The sequence below is a fragment of the Candidatus Bathyarchaeia archaeon genome (assembly GCA_035935655.1).
GTDB lineage: Archaea > Thermoproteota > Bathyarchaeia > 40CM-2-53-6 > 40CM-2-53-6 > 40CM-2-53-6.
In genome coordinates, this window is record DASYWW010000027.1 from 1 (window position 1) to 7,640 (window position 7,640).

Annotated in this window: 10 protein-coding genes; 7 read left to right on the top strand and 3 right to left on the bottom strand. The window is 48.5% G+C overall.

Annotated elements, in window-relative coordinates; translation table 11 throughout:
• Positions 1 to 622 precede the first annotated feature (622 nt).
• Positions 623 to 1,129: a hypothetical protein gene (locus tag VGS11_04905; protein HEV2119427.1), complete on the top strand. Its 507-nt coding sequence runs from the start codon at positions 623 to 625 to the stop codon at positions 1,127 to 1,129.
• On the opposite strand, the gene VGS11_04910 is transcribed toward VGS11_04905, so the two are convergent.
• The gene (locus VGS11_04910; protein HEV2119428.1) at positions 1,126 to 1,557 is read right to left on the bottom strand and encodes a hypothetical protein; all 432 of its coding nucleotides are present in this window, start codon (positions 1,555 to 1,557) and stop codon (positions 1,126 to 1,128) included. The two genes, VGS11_04905 and VGS11_04910, sit on opposite strands and share 4 nt — an antisense overlap.
• A 286-nt stretch (positions 1,558 to 1,843) precedes the next feature.
• On the opposite strand from VGS11_04910, the gene VGS11_04915 reads away from it, so the two are divergent.
• From VGS11_04915 to VGS11_04935, 5 genes are all read left to right on the top strand, one after another.
• A complete protein-coding gene (locus tag VGS11_04915; GenBank protein HEV2119429.1) occupies positions 1,844 to 2,014 on the top strand; it encodes a hypothetical protein in 171 nt (56 codons plus the stop codon).
• A 133-nt stretch (positions 2,015 to 2,147) separates the two neighbouring features.
• The gene (locus tag VGS11_04920; protein ID HEV2119430.1) at positions 2,148 to 2,645 is read left to right on the top strand and encodes a hypothetical protein; all 498 of its coding nucleotides are present in this window, start codon (positions 2,148 to 2,150) and stop codon (positions 2,643 to 2,645) included.
• Between the two features lie 3 nt (positions 2,646 to 2,648).
• Complete coding sequence (locus tag VGS11_04925) at positions 2,649 to 3,959, top strand: hypothetical protein (protein ID HEV2119431.1); 1,311 nt, start codon at positions 2,649 to 2,651, stop codon at positions 3,957 to 3,959.
• Between the two features lie 14 nt (positions 3,960 to 3,973).
• Positions 3,974 to 4,342, top strand: a complete 369-nt coding sequence (locus tag VGS11_04930; protein ID HEV2119432.1) for a hypothetical protein — start codon at positions 3,974 to 3,976, stop codon at positions 4,340 to 4,342.
• A 287-nt stretch (positions 4,343 to 4,629) separates the two neighbouring features.
• Positions 4,630 to 5,076 carry a hypothetical protein gene (locus VGS11_04935; GenBank protein HEV2119433.1) on the top strand — a complete coding sequence of 149 codons (447 nt, stop codon included), beginning with the start codon at positions 4,630 to 4,632 and terminating at the stop codon, positions 5,074 to 5,076.
• Between the two features lie 286 nt (positions 5,077 to 5,362).
• On the opposite strand, the gene VGS11_04940 is transcribed toward VGS11_04935, so the two are convergent.
• Positions 5,363 to 5,512: a hypothetical protein gene (locus tag VGS11_04940; protein ID HEV2119434.1), complete on the bottom strand. Its 150-nt coding sequence runs from the start codon at positions 5,510 to 5,512 to the stop codon at positions 5,363 to 5,365.
• 201 nt (positions 5,513 to 5,713) lie between these two features.
• Here VGS11_04940 and VGS11_04945 point away from each other — a divergent pair, with 201 nt between their 5' ends.
• Positions 5,714 to 6,865, top strand: coding sequence for a DDE-type integrase/transposase/recombinase (locus VGS11_04945; protein ID HEV2119435.1), 1,152 nt, complete (start codon positions 5,714 to 5,716; stop codon positions 6,863 to 6,865).
• Here the strand turns inward: VGS11_04945 and VGS11_04950 are convergent.
• Positions 6,862 to 7,119 (bottom strand): hypothetical protein, encoded by a 258-nt coding sequence (locus VGS11_04950; protein HEV2119436.1) that lies wholly within the window; start codon positions 7,117 to 7,119, stop codon positions 6,862 to 6,864. The two genes, VGS11_04945 and VGS11_04950, sit on opposite strands and share 4 nt — an antisense overlap.
• Positions 7,120 to 7,640: the final 521 nt, after the last annotated feature.

Genomic DNA, 7,640 nt, shown 5'->3' on the forward strand with positions numbered 1-7,640 from the left:
GTAATATTTCTGCTGCTATTCCTCTTTCTTCCTATCTTTCGAGTACCAGTCATCTTTCTATCAAGTGGGAGGAGGAACATACGACCACCGGCATGCTCAGGTATCCGGCGCTTATCTTGTCATCGATTGCGGGTTGGCGTACGATGTGAATCTGACCACGATCGTAGTCGGCAATGGCTCTTGGTGCTACTCAAAGAGATTGGGGACACTGTTTGTGTGCTTCAACCATCCGAACCACATACTCGGCCAGCCGTGAGAGCACCACCCTAAGGAAAGACGACACATTCCGCGGCCATCTGGCCTTCCAGCGAAGAGGCTCTGTTAGAACTTCGGGACACTAGTCAGGATTTTGTCGGTGTTAAGAGTCGGGACATGCCTGCGTCATTCTGTTCCGAGGTAGCCTTTTCCACCACAGCGTGGGCATCGGTTTAGGGAGCGACTCCTGCTCGTCATCAACTTGCCTCTTCCATGACAATCGGGGCATTGAATCTTGACCATTTCGCCGTCCCTAAGAAAAAGCACCAGTGGAATAACAATTTCGGTTTGAAGGTGAGAGATTCCTTCAATTTCAGCGACTTTCAGAACTAAGGTCTTATATTGCGGTTGGAGGTGGTGAGTTAGGATGGACTGGCTTCTGGGTATCATGCAACCTGTAGATTTCATTGAGGGGAAGACTCGCCTTCAGAAGATAGCTTTCCTGATACAGAAGGAGCACAAAGATATCCTGAACCAAGGCTTTTACGGTGATTGGGCACCGAGCAAGTATGGCCCATTCAGCGCCAACCTCGCGAATGACTTGGAAGCTGGGATAGAAACGGGGTTCATAGTCTCAGGAATGGTTCCGAATGAGTATGGATACAAAGTTGCACGTTTCGCTTTGTCCGACTCTGGCAAGACCAGACTCGCCATTTTCATGCAAGATGCTAAAGTCAAAGGTTGGATAATGCGGATAACCCCTATGGTCACAAGATATGCGAAGGAGCCACTGACTAGCGTTCTTCATGACGTCTATTATTCAAGCCCAGAGTATACTACTTTGAGCGGAATCAAGGCTGAAGTGGTCGGACGCACTGGGCTCAAGGAGAAGTTCTACGTCGAGGACGTTACCGAAGAATCCGACGACAGCTAAATGTGCTTGAAGAGTATCTTTCCCTTCAACTCTAAGAACCCATTAAGATGGGAGTAGAAGCTCCAGAAGCAAGCGAATAACAAACCCCCAACAAAAAATAGGACAAGTTCTTGGGTCTGCAGATTTAGCCCGTCATAAATGAAGTAGCTTACCCATATTACGCCAAGGGTAACAACGTTGAGAGAAATATTACCTTGGAACTTACCATGAAATCCTTCGAGGTCATCACGAAAACCTGCCACGACTGCATGCTGAATCGCCAAGTCTTCCACCTCTTCAAGGTCTTCGCTGTTCCCCGAAGTTGCGAAGGTCTTGATTTGAGTAACAAACGCTCCTTGCACCTTCTTTTCCCATTTCGTAAGTCTCGCGAGGGTGCTCGGGATGGGTCTGACGACAATTACATATTCGATTGACAAGAGATTGACCAAGACGCCCGTGACCGTAGCGACTACTGGCCAGAAAGAAAGGTCTATGATTCTCGACCTCTATCAGGATAAGTCAACGTTCTCGACTTGATTTAGCCATTTCGTGAGCTTTCTGAATCAAAGTTAACCATTTGTCCTGTCCCTCAATCTTGATTCCTGCCATTTCTGCGAGGAGTTCGTCTGATTGCATGGCGTAGGGGTATCTACGTAGATACATAAACCCTCCGATATCTACGGAGATACTGTGCAGGCATAGCGTTATATACGTAGATAGCCTCCTCGACGCGACATGCCCAAGTGGAAGAAGGATGCAACTGAGTTCACAGTCGGAGTGAACTACGACGAAAAGAGGGGAGCACAGAGTTCGATTCCTAAGCCTGTGATTGATGTGCTGGAAAAGCCTGAGAGGATAACCTTCAAGCTCAAGGGACGGCGCATTGAAGTCGAGGCTTCGGGCTAGCTTCGCGTTCATCGTCTCCATGCCGACCGCACAGCTTCAGGACAAATTGCCTATATACTCTGTGCTTGGAGAGGAGCGTCTCCATTTAGCCTCTCCATAAGTATATTAGGCGCTTGCTCCATCCCTAGGACCGATGTCAGAAGTCAGCATACAGCTTCCGAAGGACAGGCTCACCAAGGATGAATACACCAAGCTCCCTGATTACGAGAAAGAGCATTATGTCAAAAACCTCATCAAACAGACAATCGAGTTGAATTATCCAAACGGAGTCACGGCCAAAATGATTGAGAAGGCGCTTGCAATCGACGCTCGAATCATTGACAAGCACATAACGGGCATGAGCAGAACTGGAGAGGTCTACTCAGTTCAGTTCGACAAGACGACGGTATATCTCCCGAACACACGGGCACTTCATGCGGTCCTCGAACAGACTTTCAAGGTGGACGACAAGACAGAGTTCCGCATCTTTCAACTAAGGAACAGACTGGGAGATTTCATTTACATCCAAGAAAGGAAGAAACGTGGCTATACTGAAGACATTGACAAAGCGATTCAAGTTCCACTTGGGAAGTATGCCGAATTTGTTGAATATCAGAGGAAGGCATTGACGGAGATGTTGAAGAGGACATAGAACATGCGAACCAAACCAGTGAGACTCAAGAACGGTAAACAGTTCTCCATTCCTGCCGTATTCCTAACTCCAGAGTCTGTTCTCGACGGGAAGGTTCTCAGAGAGGTGAATGGGCAATTCCCTGAGACCCCTGCGGGAATGGGCCTCGAGCGGATTGAAGGCTTCACGGTCTATGCAAAGGATTGGGATAGAGTTGTTCAAGGCCTCAAGCCACAGCCGACATTGGAGGCATTCTATTCTGATAATGCGATAAGCAGGCGACCAATTGAAGACAGGCCTTTCATCGTTCTTCCCGAATTGGATTTCGCTCTCAGAGGAAGCCAACCAGACAGAAAGAAAATGTTGGAATTGGGTCTGATTAGTGAGAAACAGTTCAGGGCAATCGAGCAAATTGCTCTTGAGAGCAAGCTTACGCATAACCAAAGACTCGACAGAACTGTAGATGAGGTCTATCCCCTCCTCGATACCACCACGCTCGTCCAGTCGTTAAGGTTCCAACTTGACCGAAGGACCAGTATTCTCGCAATGCCCTCGGTATCTGTGACATCAGTAAGGAAGTTTGACTCTCAAATGGAAAAAGCGAGGGAGATGATTAGGAATGGCCATACCCTTCTGCGAGATGTCTTCACAGGCTTCTACGGGAAAGTGGATGTGTTGAATATCCTGACCGTAGGTGCGTCTGTTCTCAAACCCGAAAACTATCCGAGCATCTTCTCTTTGCTCATCAGTTATGCACCCGACCACATCGGCCTCAGGATTGTAGGGCTTGACAAGGCTAATGACAGTCAAGTGAGCAATGTCTTCAACACAATCAGCGAACTTCATACCATGATGGAGGCCAACGACATCAAAGCTCCGATTCATGTGTTCAACATGGACCATCTTGGATATGTCGGCTGGTGTTATGGGATGTCGGTCCTTTCGATGCCAATCTCAACAGACCCATACTTCTTCGGGAGGAGGAGTGATGAAACACCACCGAAGGATGGGGTATTCTACAACATCGAGGATATGACCTACGACACGCACGAAGAACTGCTCCGCAAGACGCGACCTAACTATGAATTGCCATGTTACTGTGGGATTTGCCAGAAATACAAGACGATACCGAAGGTAAAACTCGCCATGAAATGGAATGACTTCAGGCGCAGGAGTGAAGTCCTGTGTCGCAACATCGAGCTTAAGGAAATCAGAGAAGCCCCAGCTCGCATCGACGAAGCGATAAAGCAGAAACTCCTGAGGTCGAGGAAACTAGGCTGGACGCAGTTCATCCCAGACAAACCTGTCATCGCATTCGCTGAGACGGAAGCCTAACGGAGCGACAAGTATTGGTCGAGATAGAATATCGTCCGTATGGAAAGATTGTCGTGCACGAAGTCAGGAAACTTGATGTCCCGACATTTTTTCAGGGAGTAGTTTCTCAAGTAGAAGCGCAAAAGCAAGGTGGAATACCTACCGTGAATTGGGTCGATGGAATCGCATTCGTCATAGCCGAGTTCATACCATCACCACAAACTGTCGAAGAGAACCTGAAGGGCATAGCACATTATGCCTTTGTGCTATTCACGGAGACGAGCTTCCAAGAGGAGAAGAGGGTGACTTCAGGCGGACGCGAATCTATCGTTAGAGTTGTCAAAGCTGAGAGTAACCCTATTTTCGTGGAACTCGTCAAGTTTCTGAAATCCTTCAAACCATAAGGAATCATGTCCCGACGCTTAACAGAGACAAGTTTCCGACCTCTGTCCCGAAGTTCTAACAGAGCCAGCGAAGAGGTTCTGTTAGGTCTCCGGCGCATAGGCTGAAGCGTTAGGGTCGGCTCATGGATAATCCAAACTCTGCTGAGCATGAACCATTATGCAAAATCAGAGAAAGAAGGCGCATAGTGAACCGTTAAATATCGTTTTGATGTCAGCGCAAAGCGAGATGAGGCAATCTGAAACTGAGGTTCAGAACGAGTAATGTAGAATACGAACTCGACGGGACGATGCTGGAGATAACCGAGTTTGTCAGGCTTTCGAGCCGTGCACCCCATGATGTAATACCCAACTTTGCGGTCACCAGAACATCAGACCGGAAAGCGGAGATACAAAGCAGGATGCCGACGCCTTCGGAAGTCGCATTGTATATTCAGGAATTGGATGGCTCAGACTTAAGGCATACTGTCCCCGAGGTTTCTCAACACTTCTTGGGGGTCATGCTCGACACTCGCAAAGACATACTCCTCTACAATCAGGTTTTTGCACGCATTCAGAAAGCCCAGAAGATTCTGGCAAGGAAGAGAGGCCGAAAGTTCTTCGGGATGCGGGAGCCTTCTGGGGATGGTCAGAGGGGTAACATCATGGTTTACAGACTTGAACCTGAACGCGAACTCAAACTAATCCCAGAAGAACCAAAATTCACCATAATAAGAGGGGGGAAGGTTACCGGATAGGTCTGGAGTCTCTCGGGGAAAATTCCCAGCGGACACCGAGGAGCCGGATGTGAATAGCTTCATCCGCGACCCAATCGCGATTGGAAAACCGTGTCCGAGACTTCTAAGGCGGGGGTCCTGCCTTCGTCTCGGAATGGACCTCGGGGCGCTGGGGCCTCAGTGAGAGACCCCAGACGCTTGGTCTCACCTAACGACGCTTGAGATGAGGCATCGTTTAGGTTCAGTGCGTCTCATTATGTTAAAGATGCTTATAATGTTAAACATTAGCGAGTAGTCGCACAGATTGCTATTCAGTTTGTCTTTTCGTCTTGTGTTTGTTTAGGTATTCTCTCAATGCGTCTAGGAATACTGCTGTATCATTGGCGTCGTGGTCTAATGCGTATTGTTTGACTTGCTTCAGCAACGCCTTTGGCAGTCGGAATGTTGTCTTGGTCATTTCCTCATCTGTCATAACGCCATAGGTATGGAAAGGTGGCTCTAATAACATTTGCCATACTTACGGCATGCCATAAGACTTAATTAGGCCATAGTGCCATACGTATGGCATGGAATCAGAATACCTACGCTGGGAAATGGGCGACGAGGAGTATTTTGAACGCCTTAACGCCCGTCAAGTCGAATGGGAAGGCGCGGATAGATGAAGGAACCTTCCCTCGACTTCCGCGATATCAAGGGCGAGGAAATTGCACGACAATACGGTTGGGTCAGAAGGCTCAACGAGTATCAATACAAAGTTCATTCTCAGCGACTGAACGCTGAGTATGACGTTGTTCAGACGGAAGGGGGTTGGTTTTGTTCATGTCCAGACCGTGCTTACAGAATGATTAAGTGTAAGCACATTCGCGCGGTCGAACTAAGTTTTATCTTCAGAAAGATAGTTTCTTCTGCCCCGCTCGTCATTGAACCAGTTTCGGTTACCCACTGTCCGTCATGTAACTCTGAAAAGATAGTCAAGCACGGAGTCCGGCATAATCAGTCTGGCGATATTCAGCGTTGGTCGTGCAAGGATTGTGGCAAATGGTTTACGATTAACCTCGGCTTCGAGAAGATGAAAGCGACGCCTCAAGCCGTGACATCGGCCATGCAGTTATATTTTACCGGTGAGAGTTTCCGCAATGTGCAGAAGTTCTTGAGACTGCAAGGAGTGAATGTCTCCCATGTCACGATTCATTCGTGGATAAGGAAGTATGTCGCGGTAATGGGGAGCTATCTTGACAAACTGATTCCGCGCGTTGGCGACATTTGGAGAACCGACGAAATATTCCTGAAGGTGAAGGGCGATATGAAGTATCTGTTTGCGATGATGGATGACGACACCAGATTTTGGATTGCTCAGCAAGTGAGCGACCACAAGGCCGTTTCGGATGTGAGGCCAATGTTTAGGGATGCGATGGAGAAGGCCGGTAAGAAACCAAGAGTCCTAATCAGCGATGGGGCTTGGAATTATGTCGAAGCCAACACAAAGGAATACTGGACGAGATATGCAGACGACAGGACCCAGCACATTCGAGACATCAGATTCGGGGGCGAAGTTCACAATAACAAAATGGAACGCATGAATGGGGAGATTCGCGACCGAGAAAAGGTCATGCGGGGTCTCAAGAAATCAGACACACCCATCCTGAAGGGATACCAAATCTTCCACAATTTCATCCGACCCCACGAAGGACTGAACGGTCAGACCCCATCGGAAAGGGCGGGAATCAGGATTGAAGGCGAGAACAAGTGGCTGACAATAATTCGTAATGCTTCGCAGGAAAATAAAAGGAATCAGGGGCTTGTTAGTTAGCCCCTGACCTCTTCACTTAGTTTGACCAATTCCTCTTTGTCGGCTCGCTTGAGCGCACTGGCGAGTCGTCTGCGATAGTCCGTATCTACGCTTGCTTTTTCCAGCATCTTATTCATCTTTACTTCGGCGATGAACATTGACGCCGCGACGACGGCGCTGATTGGGACTGATTCCTCGGTCGCTTGCATTAACTGGCCCGTCGTGTTGACGAGTTGACGATATACATCGCCTTGAACTGAGATTACTCTTGACACTACTCGAACACTACGCCGCGCCGAAAGACGAGTACGATGGTGGGATTGGTGGTTTTACAACGTCCCAGACGAGGCATCTTCAACGCGACTGCAATGACGCTAATTATATAAGGCATACGGAGTGCAAGTCTGTTACCGAATTGTTTAACAACGTTGGCTTAAATGGCGGCATTCGCCATGAAAGCACAAAATCGGCGAGGCTCCGACGGGAGTTTAACCCGCTTTCACGAGTTTGCAGGACCCAGTTCCGATAGCGACCGGCCCGGAGCCGGTCATTCGATAGGGAGTTTCTACTATAAAAACCCTGAAAGTATTCCTTTGCGTCTCTGTTATGTGCCGCGACTTAACAGGCATGACTATGCGCCGGAGACCTAACAGAGCCAGCGAAGAAAGGATTTAAATAGAAAACCGTCTCTCGTAGAAAAAGTATGCAGAAATTGCAACCTTTGGTCATGTTCACGCCCCTCGCAAGGGAGAAGCTAGGAGAGGTCCTTGAGGCGGAGAACGCGACTGATTCATAC

Excerpts from the sequence above, each read along its gene's own strand:
- VGS11_04905 (HEV2119427.1), top strand. The coding sequence starts at position 623 with ATGGACTGGCTTCTGGGTATCATGCAACCTGTAGATTTCATTGAGGGG.
- VGS11_04915 (HEV2119429.1), top strand. The coding sequence starts at position 1,844 with ATGCCCAAGTGGAAGAAGGATGCAACTGAGTTCACAGTCGGAGTGAAC.
- VGS11_04920 (HEV2119430.1), top strand. The coding sequence starts at position 2,148 with ATGTCAGAAGTCAGCATACAGCTTCCGAAGGACAGGCTCACCAAGGAT.
- VGS11_04925 (HEV2119431.1), top strand. The coding sequence starts at position 2,649 with ATGCGAACCAAACCAGTGAGACTCAAGAACGGTAAACAGTTCTCCATT.
- VGS11_04935 (HEV2119433.1), top strand. The coding sequence starts at position 4,630 with ATGCTGGAGATAACCGAGTTTGTCAGGCTTTCGAGCCGTGCACCCCAT.
- VGS11_04940 (HEV2119434.1), bottom strand. The coding sequence starts at position 5,512 with ATGACCAAGACAACATTCCGACTGCCAAAGGCGTTGCTGAAGCAAGTC.
- VGS11_04945 (HEV2119435.1), top strand. The coding sequence starts at position 5,714 with ATGAAGGAACCTTCCCTCGACTTCCGCGATATCAAGGGCGAGGAAATT.